General features: G+C 74.1%; 22 protein-coding genes. 18 read left to right on the top strand and 4 right to left on the bottom strand.

Features of this window, described 5'->3' with window-relative positions; all coding sequences use genetic code 11:
* Positions 1–52 precede the first annotated feature (52 nt).
* The 5 genes from U5911_RS07460 (at position 53) to map (ending at position 3,645) form a co-directional block, all read left to right on the top strand.
* A complete protein-coding gene (locus U5911_RS07460) occupies positions 53–958 on the top strand; it encodes an isoaspartyl peptidase/L-asparaginase (RefSeq protein WP_336036334.1) in 906 nt (301 codons plus the stop codon).
* Positions 959–1,045: 87 nt separating this feature from the next.
* Positions 1,046–1,819: a hypothetical protein gene (locus U5911_RS07455; RefSeq protein WP_336036333.1), complete on the top strand. Its 774-nt coding sequence runs from the start codon at positions 1,046–1,048 to the stop codon at positions 1,817–1,819.
* Positions 1,820–1,915: 96 nt separating this feature from the next.
* Positions 1,916–2,185 (top strand): hypothetical protein, encoded by a 270-nt coding sequence (locus U5911_RS07450; RefSeq protein WP_336036332.1) that lies wholly within the window; start codon positions 1,916–1,918, stop codon positions 2,183–2,185.
* Positions 2,186–2,296: 111 nt separating this feature from the next.
* Complete coding sequence (locus U5911_RS07445) at positions 2,297–2,713, top strand: hypothetical protein (protein ID WP_336036331.1); 417 nt, start codon at positions 2,297–2,299, stop codon at positions 2,711–2,713.
* A gap of 41 nt (positions 2,714–2,754) precedes the next feature.
* Entirely contained in the window at positions 2,755–3,645 is an 891-nt protein-coding gene (map, locus tag U5911_RS07440; RefSeq protein WP_336036330.1) for a type II methionyl aminopeptidase, read from the top strand.
* A 119-nt stretch (positions 3,646–3,764) separates the two neighbouring features.
* Here map and U5911_RS07435 read toward each other — a convergent pair whose 3' ends face one another.
* On the bottom strand, positions 3,765–3,965 hold the full coding sequence (locus U5911_RS07435; RefSeq protein WP_336036329.1) for a DUF7835 family putative zinc beta-ribbon protein: 201 nt from the start codon (positions 3,963–3,965) through the stop codon (positions 3,765–3,767).
* A 125-nt stretch (positions 3,966–4,090) separates the two neighbouring features.
* Between U5911_RS07435 and U5911_RS07430 the strand changes: the two genes are divergently transcribed.
* The 3 genes from U5911_RS07430 to U5911_RS07420 all read left to right on the top strand — a co-directional run bounded on the left by U5911_RS07430 (position 4,091) and on the right by U5911_RS07420 (position 5,904).
* On the top strand, positions 4,091–4,633 hold the full coding sequence (locus U5911_RS07430; protein ID WP_336036328.1) for an HIT family protein: 543 nt from the start codon (positions 4,091–4,093) through the stop codon (positions 4,631–4,633).
* 40 nt (positions 4,634–4,673) lie between these two features.
* Entirely contained in the window at positions 4,674–5,573 is a 900-nt protein-coding gene (locus U5911_RS07425; RefSeq protein ID WP_336036327.1) for a cation diffusion facilitator family transporter, read from the top strand.
* A 178-nt stretch (positions 5,574–5,751) separates the two neighbouring features.
* Positions 5,752–5,904: a DUF8106 domain-containing protein gene (locus tag U5911_RS07420; protein ID WP_336036326.1), complete on the top strand. Its 153-nt coding sequence runs from the start codon at positions 5,752–5,754 to the stop codon at positions 5,902–5,904.
* 24 nt (positions 5,905–5,928) lie between these two features.
* Here U5911_RS07420 and U5911_RS07415 read toward each other — a convergent pair whose 3' ends face one another.
* Complete coding sequence (locus U5911_RS07415; RefSeq protein ID WP_336036325.1) at positions 5,929–7,182, bottom strand: tRNA (N(6)-L-threonylcarbamoyladenosine(37)-C(2))-methylthiotransferase; 1,254 nt, start codon at positions 7,180–7,182, stop codon at positions 5,929–5,931.
* Positions 7,183–7,305: 123 nt separating this feature from the next.
* On the opposite strand from U5911_RS07415, the gene U5911_RS07410 reads away from it, so the two are divergent.
* Positions 7,306–8,157 carry an NmrA family NAD(P)-binding protein gene (locus tag U5911_RS07410; RefSeq protein ID WP_336036324.1) on the top strand — a complete coding sequence of 284 codons (852 nt, stop codon included), beginning with the start codon at positions 7,306–7,308 and terminating at the stop codon, positions 8,155–8,157.
* 20 nt (positions 8,158–8,177) lie between these two features.
* Here the strand turns inward: U5911_RS07410 and deoC are convergent, their stop codons facing one another.
* Positions 8,178–8,816 (bottom strand): deoxyribose-phosphate aldolase, encoded by a 639-nt coding sequence (gene deoC / locus U5911_RS07405; RefSeq protein WP_336036323.1) that lies wholly within the window; start codon positions 8,814–8,816, stop codon positions 8,178–8,180.
* Between the two features lie 125 nt (positions 8,817–8,941).
* On the opposite strand from deoC, the gene U5911_RS07400 reads away from it, so the two are divergent.
* The 7 genes from U5911_RS07400 (at position 8,942) to U5911_RS07370 (ending at position 15,395) form a co-directional block, all read left to right on the top strand.
* The gene (locus U5911_RS07400) at positions 8,942–9,886 is read left to right on the top strand and encodes a ribose 1,5-bisphosphate isomerase (protein ID WP_336036322.1); all 945 of its coding nucleotides are present in this window, start codon (positions 8,942–8,944) and stop codon (positions 9,884–9,886) included.
* Between the two features lie 119 nt (positions 9,887–10,005).
* Complete coding sequence (locus U5911_RS07395) at positions 10,006–10,824, top strand: DUF63 family protein (protein ID WP_336036321.1); 819 nt, start codon at positions 10,006–10,008, stop codon at positions 10,822–10,824.
* Between the two features lie 25 nt (positions 10,825–10,849).
* Positions 10,850–11,740: an ATP-dependent ribose-1-phosphate kinase gene (locus U5911_RS07390; RefSeq protein WP_336036320.1), complete on the top strand. Its 891-nt coding sequence runs from the start codon at positions 10,850–10,852 to the stop codon at positions 11,738–11,740.
* Between the two features lie 103 nt (positions 11,741–11,843).
* On the top strand, positions 11,844–12,779 hold the full coding sequence (locus U5911_RS07385; protein WP_336036319.1) for a WD40/YVTN/BNR-like repeat-containing protein: 936 nt from the start codon (positions 11,844–11,846) through the stop codon (positions 12,777–12,779).
* A gap of 106 nt (positions 12,780–12,885) precedes the next feature.
* Positions 12,886–13,059 (top strand): hypothetical protein, encoded by a 174-nt coding sequence (locus U5911_RS07380; RefSeq protein WP_336036318.1) that lies wholly within the window; start codon positions 12,886–12,888, stop codon positions 13,057–13,059.
* A 52-nt stretch (positions 13,060–13,111) separates the two neighbouring features.
* Positions 13,112–13,840, top strand: a complete 729-nt coding sequence (locus U5911_RS07375) for a nucleoside phosphorylase (RefSeq protein ID WP_336036317.1) — start codon at positions 13,112–13,114, stop codon at positions 13,838–13,840.
* A gap of 100 nt (positions 13,841–13,940) precedes the next feature.
* On the top strand, positions 13,941–15,395 hold the full coding sequence (locus U5911_RS07370; RefSeq protein WP_336036316.1) for an HPP family protein: 1,455 nt from the start codon (positions 13,941–13,943) through the stop codon (positions 15,393–15,395).
* Between the two features lie 31 nt (positions 15,396–15,426).
* Here U5911_RS07370 and U5911_RS07365 read toward each other — a convergent pair whose 3' ends face one another.
* The gene (locus U5911_RS07365) at positions 15,427–16,599 is read right to left on the bottom strand and encodes an NAD-binding protein (RefSeq protein ID WP_336036314.1); all 1,173 of its coding nucleotides are present in this window, start codon (positions 16,597–16,599) and stop codon (positions 15,427–15,429) included.
* Between the two features lie 143 nt (positions 16,600–16,742).
* Between U5911_RS07365 and U5911_RS07360 the strand changes: the two genes are divergently transcribed.
* Both U5911_RS07360 and U5911_RS07355 read left to right on the top strand, forming a co-directional pair.
* Positions 16,743–17,975 (top strand): potassium channel family protein, encoded by a 1,233-nt coding sequence (locus U5911_RS07360; RefSeq protein ID WP_336036313.1) that lies wholly within the window; start codon positions 16,743–16,745, stop codon positions 17,973–17,975.
* Entirely contained in the window at positions 17,975–19,120 is a 1,146-nt protein-coding gene (locus U5911_RS07355) for a DUF8167 domain-containing protein (protein WP_336036312.1), read from the top strand. The genes U5911_RS07360 and U5911_RS07355 overlap by 1 nt, the downstream gene beginning before the upstream one ends.
* Positions 19,121–19,151 lie beyond the last annotated feature (31 nt).

Genomic DNA, 19,151 nt, shown 5'->3' with positions numbered 1-19,151 from the left:
GACCCGGACGGAATCCCCACGCTCTAAGGCGCGGGCGGTGGACCGTCCGCGCATGCGAGTCATCGTGCACGGCGGCGCGGGCAGCGCGCCGGACGACCCGGAACCGCGACAGGCAGTGCTGGACGACGCGGCGGCCGCGGGCGCCGAGGAGGACGGCGTCGCGGACGCGGTGGAGGCGGCGGTCCGCGTGCTGGAACGCGACCCGAAGTTCAACGCCGGGACGGGCGGCGCGGTGCAGTCCGACGGCGTGGTCCGCACGGACGCGGGCGTGATGACCAGCGACCGCGAGGCGGGCGCGGCGGCGTCGATGCCCGGCGTCGAGGCCGCCGTCTCGGTCGCCCGGGCGGTGATGGAGGAGACGCCGCACGTCCTGTTGAACGGCGTGCACGCCGTGGACTTCGCGGTGGACGTCGGCGTCGACGCGGAGGTCGACCTCTGGAGCGAGGACGCGCGCGAGCGCTGGAACGACCTGGACGACCACCCGGAGGGGACGCCGCTCGACCACCTGGAGTGGATTCGGGACAAGTTCGGCGAGACAGACCCCGGTGGGCGAGAGCAGACCGGCGGGGGCGGCGAGAAAGACCACGACACGGTCGGCGCGGTGGCGTTCGACGGCGACGCGCTCGCCGCCGCCACGTCGACGGGCGGCCGGTGGCTGGCGCTCGCCGGGCGCGTCGGCGACGTCCCCCAGATCGGCTCGGGGTTCTACGCCGCGCCGGCGGGCGCGGCGTCCGCGACGGGCGCCGGCGAGGACATCGCGAAGGCGACGCTGACGCGGCGCGCGGTGCGTCACCTCGAGGCCGGACTGGGCGCGCAGGCCGCGGCAGACCGCGCCATCGCGGAGTTCGGCGAACTCACCGGGTCGTCGGCGGGCGTCATCGTGCTGGATTCGGACGGCGGGTTCGGGGAGGCGTTCAACTCCGAGCAGATGCAGACAGCGAGATCCCGAACGGAGTGAGGGATCTCGTCACGACGAGCGGCGAGAGACCGACCGCGAGTCCCGACAGCGACAAGACACTTACGCGCTGGACCAGCAGTCGTGGGCGTGTCCCGACGATTGGTCCCCGTCGCGGTCGCCGCGCTGCTGGTGGTCGCCGGCTGCACCGGGTTGCCGGGTGAGTCGACGCCGACGGCGTCGCCGGAGACGGTCGACCCCGCCGAGGCCGACCTGCCGCCGGGCGTGAGCGAGAGGGGCGTGACGAACGCGTCGGCGCTGGCGGCGGCGCACGACGCGACGCTGCGCGCGGAGGGGTTCGTGCTCGAGGGGACGTTCGAGCGCGACCCGCCCAGCGGCGCGAAGCAGACGCGGAACTACACGACCGTGGTCGCGCCGGGCGGCGAGCGGTTCCGGACCGCGGTGACGACGGTCTACGAGGGCAGTGACGAACCGGACGCGTCGGGGGCGCGGCGGATGCAGACGCGCGCCTGGAGCAACGGCTCGGTGACGCTGCGCGCGGTGACGATACACGGCGAGACTGCCGTGTCGACGGTCGCGGACCTGTCGACTTCGCTGTCGGTGACGCGCGCGCCGCAGCTCCGGTCGTACCTCGAGGTCGGCGCGTACGACGTCGAACGAGTGGTCGTCCGGGACGACCACGCGTTCACGACGCTCGTCGCCGAGCACGCCAGCGGAGCCGTCGGTGAGGACGTGTCCTTCGACGCGCGACTCGTCGTCGACGAGCGCGGCGTCGTCCACGAGGCGGACGTCGCCGTGAGCGGCCCGGACGGCGTGCGAGACGACGCCCGCTACGAGGTCGTCCGGTTCGGCGGGTCGCCCGAGCGGCCGGAGTGGGTCGAGGACGCCGAGGTCGACGGCTGACGCGCTGGGGGCCGTCGGTGCGGTCACGGACGGAGGGCCACATCGTCGCTGGGGTCTACCCCGCTTTCATGGTGGACGGGCGCAGAGTTCGTCGTGATGGAGTCATCCCGGTTGTTCTTCGAGGCGGACGTGCTGGACGTAGACGAGGTGTGGACGGAGGCGTGGGCGCTGGCGCGGCTGGTCGCCGCGGTCGGGGCGGCCGCGCTCGTCCCGATGGCGCTGCAGTGGCTGGTGGTGGAGACGCTGGGGTTCGCGTCCGTGTTCGTGACGGTGCTGTCCCTCGCGACGCAGTTCGTGCTGGCGGTCGGGACCGGCGTGGTGGCCCTGTACGTCGTGGCTCGCGGCGTGCAGTTGGCCGACGCGTAGCGCGCCGACGCACCGGGGAGGCGAGTGGGCAGCGCCTCCGCGCCGGGACGAGGGCGCGAGCGGCGAGTGACCGGCGGCGGCTTTTTTGTCGGCGGCGGGCGACGACCCGCTATGGCCCTCCAGCGCCTGCTCGTCGGTCCCGACCGGACAGCGCTCCGTCGCGGCGTTCCCGCCGTCGTCCTCGCGGGCGTCCTGACTGCCGCGAGCACAGCCGTCGTCCTGACGTCGAACAGCGGCGGCGGCGTCTACTTCCCGCTCGACGCGGTGGCCGTCGGCGTCGGCGGCGCCGCCCTGTACGCCGCGCGGTACCGCGCGCTCGCCGTCTGCCTCGCGGTCGGCGTCGCGGCGTTCGCCGGGTCGTACGTCGGGTTCCACGCGGTCGCGGGGGACGAGGCCGTCCTCGGGGTGCTCGCGCGGTTCGCTCGCGACGCCGAGGGCGCAGCACTCGGCGCGCTCGCCGGCGGCGTCGGCGGCGCCGCGGGGTCGGCGGTCGGGCGCGCGCTGGCCGTGCGGCGCCAGCGCACCTGAATCCCGCAACCTCTTTCCCGGCCTCGGGCGAACGCGGACGCATGGCAGACAGCGTGGAAGTCGGCTCGGAGGCGTACGAGAAGTACGCGGAGGCCGGCGAGATCCTGACGGACGTGATGGAGTCGGCGGCGGACCGCATCGAGGTCGGCGTCACGCACCTCGAGGTCGCGGAGTTCGCCGAGGAGCGAATCCGCGAGCTCGGCGGCGAGCCGGCGTTCCCCGTGAACATCAGCGTGGACGAGGAGGCGAGCCACGCGTCGCCGGGCCGCGACGACGAGACGGAGTTCGGCGAGGAGATGGTGTGCCTGGACGTCGGCGTGCACGTCGACGGCCACATCGCGGACGCGGCGACGACCGTCGACCTCTCCGGGAACCCCGAGCTCGTGGAGGCCGCCGAGGAGGCGCTGGCGGCCGCCGTCGACGCCGTCGGGCCGGGCGTGCACACGGGCGAGATCGGCGCGGAGATCCAGGACGTCATCGAGGCGTACGGCTACAACCCCGTCGTGAACCTCACGGGCCACGGCCTGGACGTCTACGACGCGCACACGGGGCCGAACGTGCCGAACCGCGCGCTGGACTCCGGCACCGAGCTCGCGGTCGGCGACGTGCTCGCCATCGAGCCGTTCGCGACGGACGGCGGCGGGAAGGTCACGGAGGGCTCGGCGACGGAGATCTACGAGGTCGTCGGCTCGGGGAACGTCCGCGACCGGCGCGCGCGCCAGCTGCTCGAGGACCTCGAGCGGTTCGACGGCCTGCCGTTCGCGGCGCGGTGGCTGGACTCCTCGCGCGCGGAGATGAGCCTGCGCCGCCTGGAGATGGCGGACATCGTGCGGTCGTACCCCGTCCTGAAGGAGGACGACGGCGCGCTCGTCAGTCAAGCCGAGCACACGCTCGTCGTCACCGAGGACGGCTGTGAGCTGACGACCGACTGACTGCGCCGGACTCCGACCGACCGCTCCCGGACCCCGACCGGCGGACTACCCCGCGTCCCGACCGACCGCTCCGGAGCCGGGACTGCCGGTCGGGGTCCCCGAGCGGGCGTCCGGCCCGCTCAGGCGTCGTTCATGCGGCGCGCGGTCGTGTGGCCGCAGGCCTCGCAGGTCGCGACACGGTAGGGCTCCCGGGAGAAGGCGGCGGTCTCGGGGTCCGAGCCCTCCGTGCGGAGTTCGACGGCGACGGCGTGGACGGTCTCGCGACCGCAGTGCTCGCAGTGCTCGGTCACGGTCGGGGTGTCGGTGAGTTTGCTCGACATCTGTTCTGGCCACAATCTAGAGACGTTCGCCCGCCCCATAGGTGTGTTCCTTGTTCACACACCTGTTTAAACCGGGCGGGGTCGGCACCGAAACACTCCTGCCGCGGGAACCCGACCGCTCCCGCATGGAGCAGGTGTTCGCGCCCTGGCGCATCGAGTGGGTGGAACGCGACGACCGGAACGAGGGCGTCGACTGCGTGTTCTGCGAGTTCCCGGAGCGCGACGACGACCGCGAACACCTCGTCGTCGCGCGCTCGCAGCGAGCGTTCGTCATGCTGAACAACTACCCCTACAGCCCCGGCCACTGCATGGTCGTGCCCCGCGAGCACACCGGCGACTACACCGACCTCGACGCCGAGACGCTGACCGAGCACGCGCGCCTCAAGCAGGCGACCTTCGACGCCCTCGAGGCGGCGTTCGGCCCGGACGGCTTCAACGCCGGCCTGAACCTCGGCGGCGACGCCGCCGGCGGCAGCATCGACGACCACCTCCACACGCACGTCGTGCCGCGCTGGAGCGGCGACACGAACTTCATGCCCGTCATCGGCGACACGAAGGTCATCGTGGAGGCCCTCGAGGCCTCCTGGGACCGCGTCGTCGAGGCGTTCCTCGACCGCGAGGACGCCACGGAGGCCGCGAGCGGCGCGGCCGTCCTCGATTTCGACTGAATCGAAACCTCGAAAGGGGCGGGGGCGGAAGGGGCGTCCGATGGACCGGAGTTCGGCGGTCCGCCGCGTCGGCGTCGTCGTGCTCGCCGCGAACCTCGTCCTGGTCGCGGCGAAGGGCGGCGTCTGGTGGCTGACCGGCAGCCTCGCGGTCGGCTCCGAGGCCGTCAACAGCCTCGCCGACGTCGCGTACTCGCTGGTCGTCGTCGGCGGGCTCTACCTGACGACCCAGCCGCCGGACTTCGAGCACCCCCACGGCCACGAGCGCATCGAGCCGTTCGTCTCGCTGTTCGTCGCGGTCGGCGTGCTCGCGGCGGGCGCCGGCGTCATCTGGTCGGCGTCCACGACGCTGCTCGCGGGGACGTACGGCCGCTCCGCGGGCGTCGCCGGCGTCGCCGTGCTCGCCGCCACCGCCGTCGCGAAGTACGCGCTCTACCGGTACTGCCTGGGCGTCGCGGAGCGCCACCACTCGCCGGCGCTGCGCGCCACCGCGCTCGACAACCGCAACGACATCCTCACCGCGGGCGCGGCCCTCGCGGGCGTCGTCGGCTCCGCGCTCGGGCACCCGCTGCTGGACCCGCTGGCGGCGCTCGTGGTCGCCGTCGGCATCCTCTACACGGGCTACGAGATCGTCCGCGACAACGTGAACTACCTCGTCGGCGCGGCGCCGCCCGAGGACCTCCGCCGGGAGATCGTCGAGCGCGCGCTCGCCCACCCGGACGTCGAGGGCGCCCACGACGTCGTCGCGCACTACGTCGGCCCGGAGGTCGACGTCAGCCTCCACGTCGAGGTGGAGGGCGAGATGACCCTCCGCGAGGCCCACGACATCGAGACGGCGGTCGTGGAGTCGGTGCGCGCGATCCCCGAGGTCGACGACGTGTTCGTGCACGTCGACCCGAAGGCGCTCGGCGAGTGGAAGGCCGACGAACCGGACGCGCAGTGACCGCGAGAACCGCACGCGCAGCGACAGCGGCGAGCAGCCGTGGAGCGACCGCGAGAACCGGACTCGCAGCGACCCCGACGGGCCGGGCGGAAAGCGACTGGCGCACGCGACTGTGAGAGGGGCGACCTATCGCTCCGCTGGAGATACTACTTTGGTGTGCGGTCACGAACCACGACCCATGAGCAGCGCCACGCGGAGGCGGCTGCGATGCCACGAGTGCGGACGCACGGAGCCGACGGACGGCGACTGGGGGCGGGTCACGCACCCGACGCTCGGGTCGCTGACGCAGTGCCCCGACTGCGGGTCGACGAACGTCCAGACCGACCGGTAGCCGACGGCGCCGGGACGCCCGCGGTCAGACCGGCTCGCCGAACGCGTAGACGGTCTGGTGGCCGGTGACCTCGACGGTCGCGAAGTCGCCGGGCTCGAGGCCGTGCTCGGTGGCGTTCTGCACGATCACCTGGCGGTAGTGGTCCGTGTAGCACTTCACGGAGTCCCCGGTCCCGTCCTCAACGACGAGGACGTCCTGCTCGGTCCCCACGAGCTCCTCGTGGGCCTCGCCGACGACGTCCATCTTCAGCTCGCTCATCGCCTTCGAGCGGTCCTTCTTCGTCTGGCCCCCCAGGCCCTTCATGTCCGCGGCGTCCGTCCCCGGGCGCTTCGAGAACCGCGTGACGTTGATCTTCTCCGGGCGGGTCTCCCGGAGGAGCGCCATCGACTGCTCGTGGTCGCGGTCGGTCTCGGTCGGGAACCCGACGATGAAGTCCGTCGAGAGCGTCCAGTCGTCGAGGGACTCGTCGAACGTCTCCACGATGTCGACGTACTGGTCGACGCGGTGCTGGCGGCGCATGTCCTCGAGGACGTCGTCGCTGCCGGACTGCACGGGCGCGTGCAGGAAGTTGTAGATCTCGTCGTGCTCGGCGAACACGGCGGCGAGCTCCTCGCGGATGCCGTGGACGCCCCCGGGGTTCGCCATCCCGACGCGCACGCGGAAGTCGCCCTCGATCTCCGTGGCGATGCGCTCGAGGAGCTCCGGGAGCTTCCGCTCGCCGTCGTCCCAGCCGTAGACGCCGGTGTCCTGGCCCGTGATGCGCAGTTCCCTCGCGCCGGCGTGGACGAGCGCGCGCGCCTTCTCGACGTTCTCCTCGACCGGTGGGCTGTCCACGCGCCCCGTCGCGTGCTTCGTGATGCAGTACGAGCAGTTGCTCATGCAGCCCCGCGCGATGGGGAGGATGCCGATGACGCCGTCCAGCACGGGCTCGCTGTCCGGCGTCGTCGTCGGGCACTCGCCGTTCGTCACCGCCTCCGGGACGTCGTCCCAGTGCAGCACCCGCGCGTCGACGTCCGCCGCCTCGAACTCCTCGCCCTGCGCCAGCGCCATACAGCCCGTCACGATGAGGTCCGCCGTCGCCGACTCCAGCTTCTGGGCCCGCCGGAGCATGTTCCGCTCCGTCTTCTCCACGACCGTACAGGTGTTCAGGATGGCGACGTCCGCGTCGTCGACGCCCTCCACCCTGTGGTGGCCGGCGTCGCGGAGCCGTCGCTCGATCTCGCGGCTCTCGCCGCGGTTCGACGTACACCCGTACGTCTCGATGTGGTACTGGGCCATCCGTTGGGCGTCGTTCGGCGCGCGCGGCCAAAAACACGGCGATAGGCCGCGCGAGGCGAGCGAGCGAGTGCCGCCGCGCGGCGAGTGGCAACGACTGTACCGCTGGCGGCCGAACGCTCGCGCATGGACACTGTCGCGGTCACCGGCGCCACCGGCACCGTCGGCCGACACGTCCGCCGACTGCTCGCCGACCGCGCCGTCGCGGTCCGCGCGCTCGCGCGGAACCCCGACCGGGTCGACGCGCCGACGGACACCGACGCCGTCCGCTTCGACTTCGACGACCCGGGGACGTGGCGGGCGGCGTTCGCGGGCGCCGACGCGCTGTTCCTCGTGCGGCCGCCGTCGATGGGGCGCGTGGACGCGATCACCGACGCCGTCGACGCAGCCGTCGACCTCGGCGTCTCCCGCGTCGTGTTCCTCTCCGTACTCGGCGCCCAGCGGAATCCGCTGTTGCCCCACCGCCGCATCGAGCGCCACCTCGCCGCGGCGCCCGTCGACGCGTCGTTCCTGCGCGCGTCGTTTTTCATGCAGAACCTCACGGAGGTCCACGGCGACGACGTGCGCGCCGGCCGCATCCGCGTGCCCGCGGGCGGCGGCGAGACGAGTTTCGTGGACGCCCGAGACGTCGCCGCCGTCGCCGCCGCTGCGCTCGCGGACGACGCGGACGCGCACCGCCACTACGACGTCACGGGCGGCGACGCGCTCACGTACGGGGAGGTAGCGGCCGTCCTCTCCGCGGTGCTCGACCACCGCGTCAGGTACGACCCCGACCCGCTGCCCGTCTTCGTCGCGCGCGAGGCGCGCAGGCGCGGCGTCGGCGTCGCGCTCGTCGAGGCCGGCGTCTACACGACCGCGCGCCTCGGGTTCGCGGACCGCGTCACCGACGACGTCGAGCGCGTGCTCGGCCGGCCGCCGCGGACGCTGCCCGAGTTCGCCAGGGGCCACGCCGACGAACTCGCGGCGGGGAGCGGGTAGCCGAACCCGGTCTCCGCGACTCAGCCCTCGAACGTCTCGACGATGTTCACGCCCGAGGACGCGCCGATGCGGTCGGCGCCGGCGTCGAACATCGCCCGCGCGTCCTCGTAGTCGCCGACGCCGCCGCTCGCCTTCACGGGGAGGTACTCGCGCATCAGTTCGACGTCGGGAACGGTCGCGCCGCCCTCGGAGAAGCCGGTCGCGGTCTTCACCATGTCCGCGCCGGCGTCGACGGCCGCCTGGCAGGCCTCGCGCTTCTCGTCGTCGTCGAGCAGCGGCGTCTCGATGATGACCTTCACGGGCAGCGGCGTGGCGTCGACGACGGCGGCGAGGTCGTCGCGGACGGCGTCGAGTTCCCCCGCTTTGAGGCGGCCGACGTTGGTGACGACGTCGAGTTCGTCGGCGCCGTCGGCGTACGCGACGCGCGCCTCGCTGGCCTTCGCGTGCCGCTCGTGCTGGCCGTGCGGGAAGCCGACGACGGTGGCGACGGTGAGGTCCTCGGGCGCGTAGCTGCGGACGTCCGCGACGTAACACGGCGGGATGCAGACGTTCATGCCGTACTCGGTGGCTTCCTCGACGACGCGTTCGACGTCTGCGGGCGTCGTCTCGGGGCCGAGGACGGTGTGGTCGATGCGGGCGGCGAGCTCCTCGCGGTTCATACCCGGTGGGACGCGGCCGGCCGTGAAAAGTCGGGCGGTGGTCGGCGGCCCGTGCGGTCGGCCGCGGGACCGCCGACCCGCCACGGACGCCAACGCCTTTTACTCGCGGCGCCAACCGTGGAGGTATGCTCGCACCGGAGGTCGAGGAGACCGCCGACGACATCGCGGAGATGGAGGTCCGCGGCGCGGCGACCATCGCGCGCGCCGCCGCGGAGGCGCTGGCGGCGCAGGCGCGCGCCAGCGACGCCGACGCGCCCGCGGAGTTCCGGCACGAGCTCCGGGCGGCGGCGCGCCGCCTGAAGGACACGCGGCCGACCGCGGTCAGCCTGCCGAACGCGCTCCGGTACGTCCTCAAGGGGATGGACGGCGGCTCGGTCGCCGACCTCCGGGCGTCGACCGTGGAGGCCGCCGAGGACTTCGTCGCGCAGCTTGACCGCGCGCAGGACGACCTCGGCGCCATCGGCGCGAACCGCCTGCGGGACGGCGACACCATCATGACGCACTGCCACTCGACGGACGCGCTGGCGTGCGTGGAGGCCGCCCTCGACGACGGCAAGCACGTCGAGGCGGTCGTGAAGGAGACGCGGCCCCGGAAGCAGGGCCACATCACCGCCGAGCAGCTCCGCGAGTGGGGGGTGCCGGTGACGCTCGTCGTGGACAACGCGGCGCGGCGGTACCTCGACGACTGCGACCACGTCCTCGTCGGCGCGGACTCCATCGCCGCGGACGGCTCGGTCGTCAACAAGATCGGCACGAGCATGCTCGCGGTCGCGGCCAGAGAGCGCGGCACGCCCATCATGGTCGCCGCGCAGACGCTGAAACTCCACCCGGACACGATGACCGGCCACACCGTCGAGATCGAGATGCGCGACGAGACGGAGGTGCTCTCGGACGCCGAGCGCGCCGACCTCGGGAACCCGGACGTCGAGAACCCGGCGTTCGACGTGACGCCGCCGCGGCACGTCGACGCCATCGTCACCGAGCGCGGGCAGTTCCCGCCGGAGAGCATCGTCACGCTGATGCGCGAGCTCTACGGCGAGGGCGGCACCGAGCCGTGGGCGGAGGAGTAGGAGCCGGCGACCGAATGGGTCGGCGACCTGACGGCCGGGACGACCGACTGGCGCGACGCCGCCGGCGACCGAGCGACCGGAACAGCAAGGTTTTCGAGGGCAGCGGCCGGCCTGCCGGTATGGTCCTGCCCTCTGGGTTCGCGCTGCCGCCGCTGCCGTACCTCGCGGCCGTCGCGGCGGCGGTCGTCGCGGTCGGCTGGCTGCTCGTCCGCGAGGCGCCGGCGGTCGACGACCGGACGGTGCTGGCGTTCGCGCCGTGGATGGCGCTCGGGTCGTCGCTGTACGTCTGCTACCAGCTCCAGCTGTACCCGGACGCCGTCGCGCCCCTGTTCGGGTCGCCGGTCGTGTACGCGTCGACGTTCGCGGTCGCCGGGGCGACGTGGCTGGCGGCGCGGCGGACGGCCCGCCCGCTGCGCGCGCTCGCTGGCGTCGGCGCCGCGCTCGCACTCGCGCCCGTCGCCGCGGCGGTCCGGTTCGGCGTCGCGAACGACACCCTGACGCTGGCGTGGCCGCTCGCCGCCGTCGCCGCCGCGGCGGTCCTCGGGCACGTCGCGTGGTGGGCGCTCGAGCGGTGGCGGCCGGGCGACGTCGCGGTCGCGGGCGGCGCGGGCGCGCTCGCCGTGTTCGGGCACGTCCTCGACGGCACGTCGACCGCGGTCGGCGTCGACGTCCTCGGGTTCGGCGAGCAGACGCCGCTGTCGGCCGCCATCATGCACTTCGCCGGGACGCTGCCGACCGAGCCCCTCCTGGGGACCGGCTGGCTGTTCGTGCTCGTGAAGACGCTGCTCGCGGCTGGCGTCGTCGTCCTGCTCGCCGACTACGTCCGCGAGGACGCCGCCGAGGGCTACCTCCTGCTGGCGTTCGTCGCCGCGGTCGGCCTCGGGCCGGGCGTCCACAACGTCCTGTTGTTCGTCGCGGCGAGTCCCGCAGGGTTTTAGCGCGGCGGCGCCGAACGCCGCTACCATGGTCCGCGTCGTCGCCGCCGGGCACGTCAACTGGGACGTCACGCTGCGCGTCGAAGCCCTCCCCGAACCGGACGGGGAGGCGCGCATCGTCTCGCAGCGCCGCTCCGGCGGCGGCAGCGCAGCGAACGCCGCGGTCGCGCTCGCCGGCTTCGGCGTCGACACCGGCGTCGTGGGCAGCGTCGGCGACGACGAGAACGGCCTGCTCGCGCGACGCGAACTCGAGCGCGTCGGCGTCGACCTCCGGGGGCTGCGCGTCGTCGAGGACGCAGAGACGAGCGTGAAGTACCTCGTCGTGGACGGCGACGGCGAGGTGATGGTGCTCGGCAACGACGGCGCGAACGAGGCCGTCGCGCCCGGGGACGTCGACCCGGGCTACGTGCGGCCGGCCGACCACGTCCACCTCACGAGCCAGCACCCGGACACCGCCGCGCGCCTCGCCGACCTCGCGGCCGACGCCGGCGCCACCGTCTCCTTCGACCCGGGCCGCCGCCTCGACGAACGCGACTACGCGGCGACAATCGAGGCGACGGACGTCCTCTTCGTCAACGACCGCGAGGCCCTGGAGGTCCTGGAGGGCGACGCCGCCTACCCCGAGTCCGAGGTCAGCGACCAGGTCGTCGTCGTGAAACACGGCGCGGAGGGCGCCACCGTTCACACGCCGGCGGCCTCCTTCGAGCACCCGGGCTTCGACGTCGAACCCGTGGACACGACCGGCGCCGGCGACGCGTTCGCGGCCGGGTTCATCGCCGTGCTGCTCGACCACCCGGGGGACTACGAGCGCGCCCTGGAGTTCGCGAACGCCTGCGGCGCGCTCGCCGCGCAGTCGGAGGGCGCACGCACCGCGCCGTCGTTCCCCGAGGTGGAGGCGTTCCTCGGCGAGCAGTTCTGAGGGAGGATGCGTCCGGGCTGGCGCGGACAGACCGCGACGAGAGACGGCCGACGAGTGACCCGATCGGGGGTGGCTTTCTAACGGCTGGCGTCGTAAGGCCGGTATGCGACTACTCGCGGCGTTCCCCGACCGCGTTCTCGCGGTCGGCGACGACGGCGGCGTCCGGGCGACATTCGAGGGCGACGTGCAGTGCCTCGCGAGCGGCGAGTACGGCACGTACTGCGGCACGAGCGACGGCGTCTACCGCAGCACGGACGCCGGCCGCGAGTGGCACCACGTCGCCGACGTGGGCGACGTGACGGCGGTCGCGGTCCACGGCTCGGGCGCCTGGGCCGGCACGGAGCCGAGCGCGGTCTACCGGGCGGCCGACGGCGAGTCGTTCGCCGAGTGCGAGGGGCTCACTGACCTGCCGTCGAGCGGCGACTGGGCGTTCCCGCCGCGTCCGAGCACGCACCACGTCCGCTGGCTCGAACCGACCGACGACCGCCTCTACGTCGCCGTGGAGGCTGGCGCGCTCGTGCGGTCGCCGGACCGCGGGGAGACGTGGCAGGACCGCGTGCCGTCCGGGCCCTACGACACGCACTCGATGGCGACGCACGCCGGCCGCCCGGACCTGGCGTACGCGGCGGCCGGCGACGGCTTCTACGTCACCGAGGACGGCGGCGAGTCCTGGCGCACCGAGGCGGACGGCCTCGACCGGACGTACTGCTGGAGCGTCGCCCGCGACCCCGGCGACCCGGAGCGCGCGCTCGCGTCGGCGGCGCAGGGCCCCCGGAGCGCCCACGACGCCGGCAGCGCGGACAGCGCAGTGTTCCGCCGCGACGGCCTCGGCGAGCGCTGGGAGCGCTGCGACGGCCTGCCCGGCCCGGAGGGCCTGCTCGCGCCGTCGCTCGCAGCCGTCGACCCGGGCGGCGCGGTGGCGGTGACGAACCGCGGCTGCTACCGGACCGACGACTGGGGCGCGTCCTGGCGGCGCGTGGACGACGGCTGGCCGGCCGCGCTCGCGTCCGAGCGGCCGCGCGGCGCCACCGTCCCCTGAGACCGGCCGCCCGGCCGCGGCGCCGCCGGCCGACGCGCCCCCGACCGCCGCGGTTCTCGCAGCGGCGACCGGAAGCGCTTTTTCGCCGCCGCGCCGTCGTGGCCGTATGAACGCGTGGAAACTCGTCGGCGGCCTCCTCGTGGTGCTGGGCGTCTTCCAGGTGCTGGCCGCGCTCGGCGCGCCCACGCTCGCGGCCGGCGCCAGCACCGCCGTCTCCGGGCTCGCGCTGCTCGGCATGGCGTTCCTCGTGTTCTACCGCGCGGACCTCGACGACGGGTAGCCGGCCGCCGGAATCCCCGCTCTTTTTCTCCGCGAGCGTCGAAGCCGCCCGCATGGCGAAACAGCCCCACCTGCTCGTCGCGGACGGCGACGTCAACGACATCGCGCTGGTGCCCGGCGACCCGGGCCGCGTCGACCGCATCGCCGGCCACTGCGACGACAGCGAGGTCGTCGCCGAGAACCGCGAGTACAAGGTCGTCAACGCCACCTACGAGGGCGTCGACCTCACCATCGCCTCGACCGGCATCGGCTGTCCGTCGGCGGCCATCGCCGTCGAGGAGCTGTCCCGCGTGGGCGTGGAGACGTTCGTCCGCGTCGGCACCACCGGCGCGCTCCAGGCGGACGTCGAGGTCGGCGACATGGTCGTCGCGACGGGCGCCGCCAAGGAGGAGGGCACGAGCAAGCGCTACGAGTCCGCGGAGTACCCCGCCGTCCCGGACTACGACGTCCTCTCGAGGCTCGTCGACTCCGCCGAAGCCAACGACGAGGCAGTCCACGTCGGCCCCATCGTCAGCGACGACGCGTTCTACAACGAGACCGACGAGTACGTCGAGGACTGGAACGACGCGAACCTCCTCGCCATCGAGATGGAGGCCGCGACCGTGTTCTCGCTGGCGCGGCGCCGCGGCTGCGCGGCCGGCGCCATCTGCACGGTCGACGGCAACCTCGTCGCGGGCACGCAGAAGGGCGCGGACGGCGACGACGAACTCCCGGAGAAGGCGAAGGACAACGTCGCGCGCGCCATCGACATCGCCCTCGACGCCGTCGTCGACCTCGCGTAGTCACCGACGTAACCGCGGTCGACCTCGCGTACGGGTCGGCCGGTCCCGCGCGCCCGGAGAGCCGAAACACCCAACTGCCGGGCCGGCGGAGTCGGTGGACATGTTCTCGGAGCTCCGCCGACGGCTCGCGGCCGCGCGGCGGCGCCTCTCCCGGGTCGAGCGCCGCGAACTCCGGCAGTTCCGGAGGTGGCTCGAGACCACGAGCAACCTCCTGCACGTCTCCGTGTTGCTGTTCGTGCCGCTGCTCGTCGGGCTGGTGACGCTGCTGGCGAACACGGTCGGCCTGGTGTCGTTCCTGCTGTTCCCGCCGCTGGCGTCCGGAACGTACACGCTGTTCGCGGACCCGGAGGGCCGGTACTCGGAGCCGGTGACGTTCGTCGGCGGGCTGACCGTCGGCGCGCTCTGCGGGTGGGCGGCCGTCGAGGTCGTCGCGACGTTCCTGTACCGCGTGCCGCCCGGGCAACTGGGCGTGGACGCCGGCGCGGCCGCGCTCGCGGTGCTGTTGACCGGCGGCGTCACCTGGGCGCTCGACCTGGAACTGCCGACGGCGTTCTCGACGGCGCTGCTCGTGCTCGTCACGGGCACCGCCCAGCTGGCGTACGTCGTCGGCGTGGCGCTGTCGTCGTCGCTGGTCGCGGTCGTGTTCGCGGTGTGGCGCGCGGAGTTCTACGAGGAGCGCGCGCGCTACCTCTACCGGACGACGACGGCCGACGACCACGTCGTGGTGCCGATGCGCGGCCCGGACGCGCCGAAGGCCGCGATGCTCGGCGCGCGCATCGCCGCGGCACACGACGCCAGCAAGGTGGTCCTGCTGGACGTCGTCGACGACGCGGACCTCGCGGCCGCCGAGCGCGAGTCCATCTCGCGCGAGGACGGCGACCGCCCCGACTACGTCGAGGACGCCGAGTCCGGCGCGGAGGTCGAGGCGGCGGACGCCGCGGCGCGCCGCCTCGAACAGCAGGCCGCGACCATCGAGACGCAGGTCGGCGTCCCGACGGACGTGGTGGTCGCGGTGGCGGACGGCAACCACGCCAAGACGGTGCTGTCGACGGCCGAGGAGGCGAACTGCGACCTCGTCGTGACGCCCCTGGAGGTCGGCGACGACGGCGGCCCCACCCCCTTCCTGCGGACGCTGTTCGCCAGCGACGTCGACGTGGTGGCGCTGCAGTCCGCCTCGGACCGCACGCGCTGGCGGCGCATCATGGTGCCCGTGCGGTCGGCGTCGGACGTCGCGCACGCGATGCTGGACTACGCCGAGCGGCTCGCCGGCCGCGGCGGCTCCGTCAGCGTCTGCTCGTGCATCGACACCGAGCGCGAGCGCCGGCGCGCGGAGTCGATGCTCGCGAACCTCACGGAGACCGTGGCCTCGCGCTGCGAGACGCGCGTCTCGCGGTCGAGCGTCGAGTCGTTCCTCGAGCGCAACGACGCCCACTACGACCTCGTGTTCCTCGGCGCGAGCACGGACCGGTCGGTGGCGTCGAAGTTCTTCTCGCGGCCGACCTACGAGCGCGTCCGCGACCTGGAGACCGACGTCGCGGTCGTGCACACGGCCTAGCCGCCCCGGCGCCGCGGCCGACGCCGGACCGTCACTCCGCGCCGCGGTCCTCGAGGACGTCCGCGGCCTCCCGTTCGGCGTCCCGATCGCCGAGCGCGGACCGCGCGATGAGGCGGCCGCCGATGACGGCGGGACTGATGACGGCGTCCGCGCCCGCGCGCCGGAGCTTCGACTCGTTCTCCTGTTCGGTGGCGGCCGCGACGACGCGCACGTCCGGGTACGCCTCCGTGACGGTGAGAATCGAGAGCGCGTCCTCGCCGTCGTCGTTGGTCGCCGCGACCACGGCTCGCGCCCGGTCGACGCCCGCGCGCCGCAGCGTCGCCTCGTCGCCGGGGTCGCCGACGAGCACGTCCACGTCGCGCTCGCGGAGGTCGGCGACGTCGGTGTCGGCGGACGCGACGACGAGGAACTGTCGGCCGCTCGCCCGGAGTTCGGTCAGGATCGGTTCGGTCAGGTCGCCGTAGCCCGCGACGACCACGTGGTCGTCGAGGGACTCGAGTTGGCTCTGTGTCATGCGTCCGAGTGCGCTCGCGAACCGGGCCTCGATGGCGGGGCCGAGCAGCGCGGTCAGCGCGATGGCGAAGCTCGCGGTGCCGAGCACGAGCACGGACAGCGAGAACAGCCGCGCCTCCTGGGTGACCGGCGCGAGGTCGCCGTACCCGACCGTGCTCGACGTGACGAGCGTGTAGTAGAACGCGTCGAGCAGCGTCGCGACGCCCGGGAAGCCGCGGTCGCCCCGCAGCGCGTACGTGCCGATGGTGCCGTACGCCTGCACGCCGAACAGCGCGCCGCCCGCCGCGAGCTGGCTGGTGGACAGCGAGAGGGGCTCGTCGAACCGGCCGCGGGCGGCCGCCAGCAGCGGGAACGACACGACCGAGAGCACGACCAGCGGCACCGAGTACGGCGTCGCCTGCACGAGCCCCTGGAGCAGCGTCACCGGCAGCAACACGAGCGTCGAGTACCACGCGACCCGGAGGCCGCGGCGCAGCCCGAACGCGCTCATCACCATCAGGAAGCCGGTGAGCGCGCCGGTGAAGCCCGCGACCTGGCTGACGGCCGGCGGGATGTACCGCGCGAGCGGCCCGAAGCTCGCGGTGGGGTCGACGATGCCGAGGATGCCGACGGCGACCGAGAGCGCGGCGACGGCGAGCGTGAGCGCGACCGCTGCCCGTCCCGTCACGCGCTCGGCGCCCGGCAGGTCCATACCTGCACGCGCGGCGGCGGTCGCCTTAACGGCAACGACGCCTCCTGCCCCACGCGAGCCGCCACGGACCGTCGCCACCGACGCTCGCCACGCCGACCGCCGGCGGCGGTAGGGTTTTGGAGGGGGCGCGAGTCCACGCCGGTATGACCTCCGCACCCGTGCAGGCGCTGCAGGGCGTCTACCTTGGGCTGCTCGCGGGCGTGATCCCGGCGCTGGTGGCCTTCGGGTTCGGGTTCCTGTTCCGGTACGTGACGGGGCTGTCCATCCCGGCGTTCGGCGTGGTCGTGCTCGGCGTCGCGCTCGCGGGCGTGAACGGCGGCCTGCTCGCGTTCGCGGACCCGACCATCACGCAGGCCGCGAACTCCACGACGCTCATCGTCGCGCTGCTCGTGGTGTCCCTGTTGACGTTCTACACGCACGCGGTCGGCGACCGGCTCGGGGGGTCGCTGCCGCGGCGCGTCAGCCTGCGGCGGCTGCGCGAGCGCACGCTGAACGCGGACGTCGTCGAGTTCGTCGGCGGCCGCAACGAGGTCGCGGTGTCGGTGGCGGGCGCGGTCCGCGACCTCGAGGGGTACCCGCCGCTGCCGGAGTCGCTGCGGGCGGACGTCCGGGCGGCGGAGTGGCGGTTCCCCGCTGACCTCCCGCTCTCGGAGCTCGAGAAGCGGTTCGTCGACCGCCTGCGCTCGGAGTTCGACGTCCAGGAGGCGGCCGTCACCATCGACGAGCGCGGCCGCGCGACGGTGTCCGCGGCGCCGCCGGCGGCGGGCGTCTCGAAGCGCACGCCGCCCGGGAAGCGCGCGGTGTCCGTGTCCGCGCTCGTGCCCACCGGCGTCGCGCGCGGCGACGAGGTGGCGGTGCTGACCGGCGAGGGGCGCGTGGTGGGCACGGTGGTGTCCGCGAAGTCCGGCGGCGCGAGGAAGACGGCCGACGACGAACCCGCCGCGGCGCCGGACGGCGGCGAGCCGGAGGACGGCGCCGCGGCGGCGGCGCCCGCGGCGCCGACGACGACGGGCGGCGAGGGGCGCGTGACGGTGGCCGTCGACCGCGCCGAGGCGGAGGCGCTGTTGACGGCGACGTCGCCGCGGCTGGTCGTGCAGGCGCGGGGGACGCGCCGCGAGTACGAGCTCCTGGGGCTGCTGCGCCGCGGCGGCCAGCGCGTCCGTCGGCTGACCCTCGGCGCGGACGCGCCGGTCGTCGACCGGACGCTCGCGGAGGCGCGCGTCCGGGAGGAGTACGGCGTGGCGGTGCTGGCGGTCCGCCGCGAGGGCGACTGGACGGTCGCGCCGGGCGGCGGCGTCGCCCTGCACGGCGGCGACGACGTCTTCGTCGCGGGGCCGCGGGCGGCCCTGGACGCCTTCGAGGAGGTGGCGCGCTGATGGTGTCGATGCAGGCGGTCGCCGAGGCCGGCGGCGTGCTGCTGGTCGCGGGCGGCGTGGTGACGGCGCTCGCGGCGGCGTTCCGCTGGTACTTCCGCCAGCAGCTCCCGGTCGGCCTCGCGTTGCTCGTCGACGTCTCCGTGGTCGCGTTCTACCTGAACACGCGCGTCGCGCTCGGGCAGGCCATCGTCGGCGAGGTGGACGCGCTGGCGCCCGAGGAGGTGGCGTTCAACCTCGCGGCGTTCGGTGCGGCGTCTCTGCTCGCGCCCGCGGCGAACCGCGCCGGCGACCGCGTCGGCGTGCAGGTGCTCGCCGCGACCGGCACGAAGGAACTGGAGGGCGAGGTCGGCCGCCTCGTGAAGACCGTGGGGCGCGCGCTCGTCGTGGAGCTCCCCGAGAACATCGAGGACATCGAGGGGTACGACCCGGTCGCCGACGACGTGAAAGCCGAGCTCGCGGGGAAGACGCTCATCTTCCCGCGCCGGCTCACCGTCTCGGAGCTCCGGGACCGCGTGGTCACGCGGCTGAAAGACGACTACGAGGTCGGGTACGTCGACGTCGAGCTCGCCGACGACGGGAGCGTGGAGTACCTCGCGCTCGGCAGCCGCACCGCCGGCGTCGGGCCGACGCTGCCGCCCGGCACGGCCGCCGTCGCGGTGCGCGCGGACCCGCCGAACGCCGCCGGGCCCGGCGACCTCGTGCAGGTCTGGCGGACGGGCGGCGAGTCGCCCGAGCGCGTGACGACCGCGGAGGTCCGCGCGACCCACGACGACACGGTGACGCTGTCGCTGGACGAGGTCGACGCCGACGCGGTCGCGGGCGGGGACTACCGGCTGGTGACGCTGCCGTACGAGCCCGGCGCGGACCGCCAGTTCGCGTCCCTGCTGCGGACCGCCGACGAGACGATGGCGGTCGTCACGGTGGCGGCCGGCAGCGCGCTGGACGGCGCGACCGTCGCGGCCGTCGAGGGGACGGTCGTCGCGGTGCGGTCGGCCGACGGCGTCGACGCGATCCCCACGCACGTGCGGTCGCTCGCGGCGGGCGACACGCTGTACGTGGTCGCGCGGCCGGACGCCGCCCGCCGGCTGGACGCGGCGGCCGCCGGCGGGGAGGGGGACGCGGCGCCGTCGGAGCGCGCGGAGTGACCGCCCCGCCGGCCCCGTAGCACCTTTGAGG

The sequence above is a fragment of the Halobacterium yunchengense genome, from assembly GCF_037031165.1.
Lineage (GTDB): Archaea > Halobacteriota > Halobacteria > Halobacteriales > Halobacteriaceae > Halobacterium > Halobacterium yunchengense.
The sequence above is the reverse complement of the archived record's forward strand: the minus strand, read 5'-3'. Positions and strand labels throughout refer to the sequence as shown.

Bases quoted from the DNA above. Each gene is read 5' to 3' on its own strand.
- U5911_RS07375 (WP_336036317.1), top strand. From the start codon at position 13,112: ATGGCGAAACAGCCCCACCTGCTCGTCGCGGACGGCGACGTCAACGAC.
- map (WP_336036330.1), top strand. From the start codon at position 2,755: ATGGCAGACAGCGTGGAAGTCGGCTCGGAGGCGTACGAGAAGTACGCG.
- U5911_RS07400 (WP_336036322.1), top strand. From the start codon at position 8,942: ATGCTCGCACCGGAGGTCGAGGAGACCGCCGACGACATCGCGGAGATG.
- U5911_RS07370 (WP_336036316.1), top strand. From the start codon at position 13,941: ATGTTCTCGGAGCTCCGCCGACGGCTCGCGGCCGCGCGGCGGCGCCTC.
- U5911_RS07425 (WP_336036327.1), top strand. From the start codon at position 4,674: ATGGACCGGAGTTCGGCGGTCCGCCGCGTCGGCGTCGTCGTGCTCGCC.
- deoC (WP_336036323.1), bottom strand. From the start codon at position 8,816: ATGAACCGCGAGGAGCTCGCCGCCCGCATCGACCACACCGTCCTCGGC.
- U5911_RS07355 (WP_336036312.1), top strand. From the start codon at position 17,975: ATGGTGTCGATGCAGGCGGTCGCCGAGGCCGGCGGCGTGCTGCTGGTC.
- U5911_RS07360 (WP_336036313.1), top strand. From the start codon at position 16,743: ATGACCTCCGCACCCGTGCAGGCGCTGCAGGGCGTCTACCTTGGGCTG.
- U5911_RS07420 (WP_336036326.1), top strand. From the start codon at position 5,752: ATGAGCAGCGCCACGCGGAGGCGGCTGCGATGCCACGAGTGCGGACGC.
- U5911_RS07435 (WP_336036329.1), bottom strand. From the start codon at position 3,965: ATGTCGAGCAAACTCACCGACACCCCGACCGTGACCGAGCACTGCGAG.
- U5911_RS07385 (WP_336036319.1), top strand. From the start codon at position 11,844: ATGCGACTACTCGCGGCGTTCCCCGACCGCGTTCTCGCGGTCGGCGAC.
- U5911_RS07410 (WP_336036324.1), top strand. From the start codon at position 7,306: ATGGACACTGTCGCGGTCACCGGCGCCACCGGCACCGTCGGCCGACAC.
- U5911_RS07365 (WP_336036314.1), bottom strand. From the start codon at position 16,599: ATGGACCTGCCGGGCGCCGAGCGCGTGACGGGACGGGCAGCGGTCGCG.
- U5911_RS07445 (WP_336036331.1), top strand. From the start codon at position 2,297: ATGGCCCTCCAGCGCCTGCTCGTCGGTCCCGACCGGACAGCGCTCCGT.
- U5911_RS07450 (WP_336036332.1), top strand. From the start codon at position 1,916: ATGGAGTCATCCCGGTTGTTCTTCGAGGCGGACGTGCTGGACGTAGAC.
- U5911_RS07395 (WP_336036321.1), top strand. From the start codon at position 10,006: ATGGTCCTGCCCTCTGGGTTCGCGCTGCCGCCGCTGCCGTACCTCGCG.
- U5911_RS07430 (WP_336036328.1), top strand. From the start codon at position 4,091: ATGGAGCAGGTGTTCGCGCCCTGGCGCATCGAGTGGGTGGAACGCGAC.
- U5911_RS07390 (WP_336036320.1), top strand. From the start codon at position 10,850: ATGGTCCGCGTCGTCGCCGCCGGGCACGTCAACTGGGACGTCACGCTG.
- U5911_RS07460 (WP_336036334.1), top strand. From the start codon at position 53: ATGCGAGTCATCGTGCACGGCGGCGCGGGCAGCGCGCCGGACGACCCG.
- U5911_RS07380 (WP_336036318.1), top strand. From the start codon at position 12,886: ATGAACGCGTGGAAACTCGTCGGCGGCCTCCTCGTGGTGCTGGGCGTC.
- U5911_RS07415 (WP_336036325.1), bottom strand. From the start codon at position 7,182: ATGGCCCAGTACCACATCGAGACGTACGGGTGTACGTCGAACCGCGGC.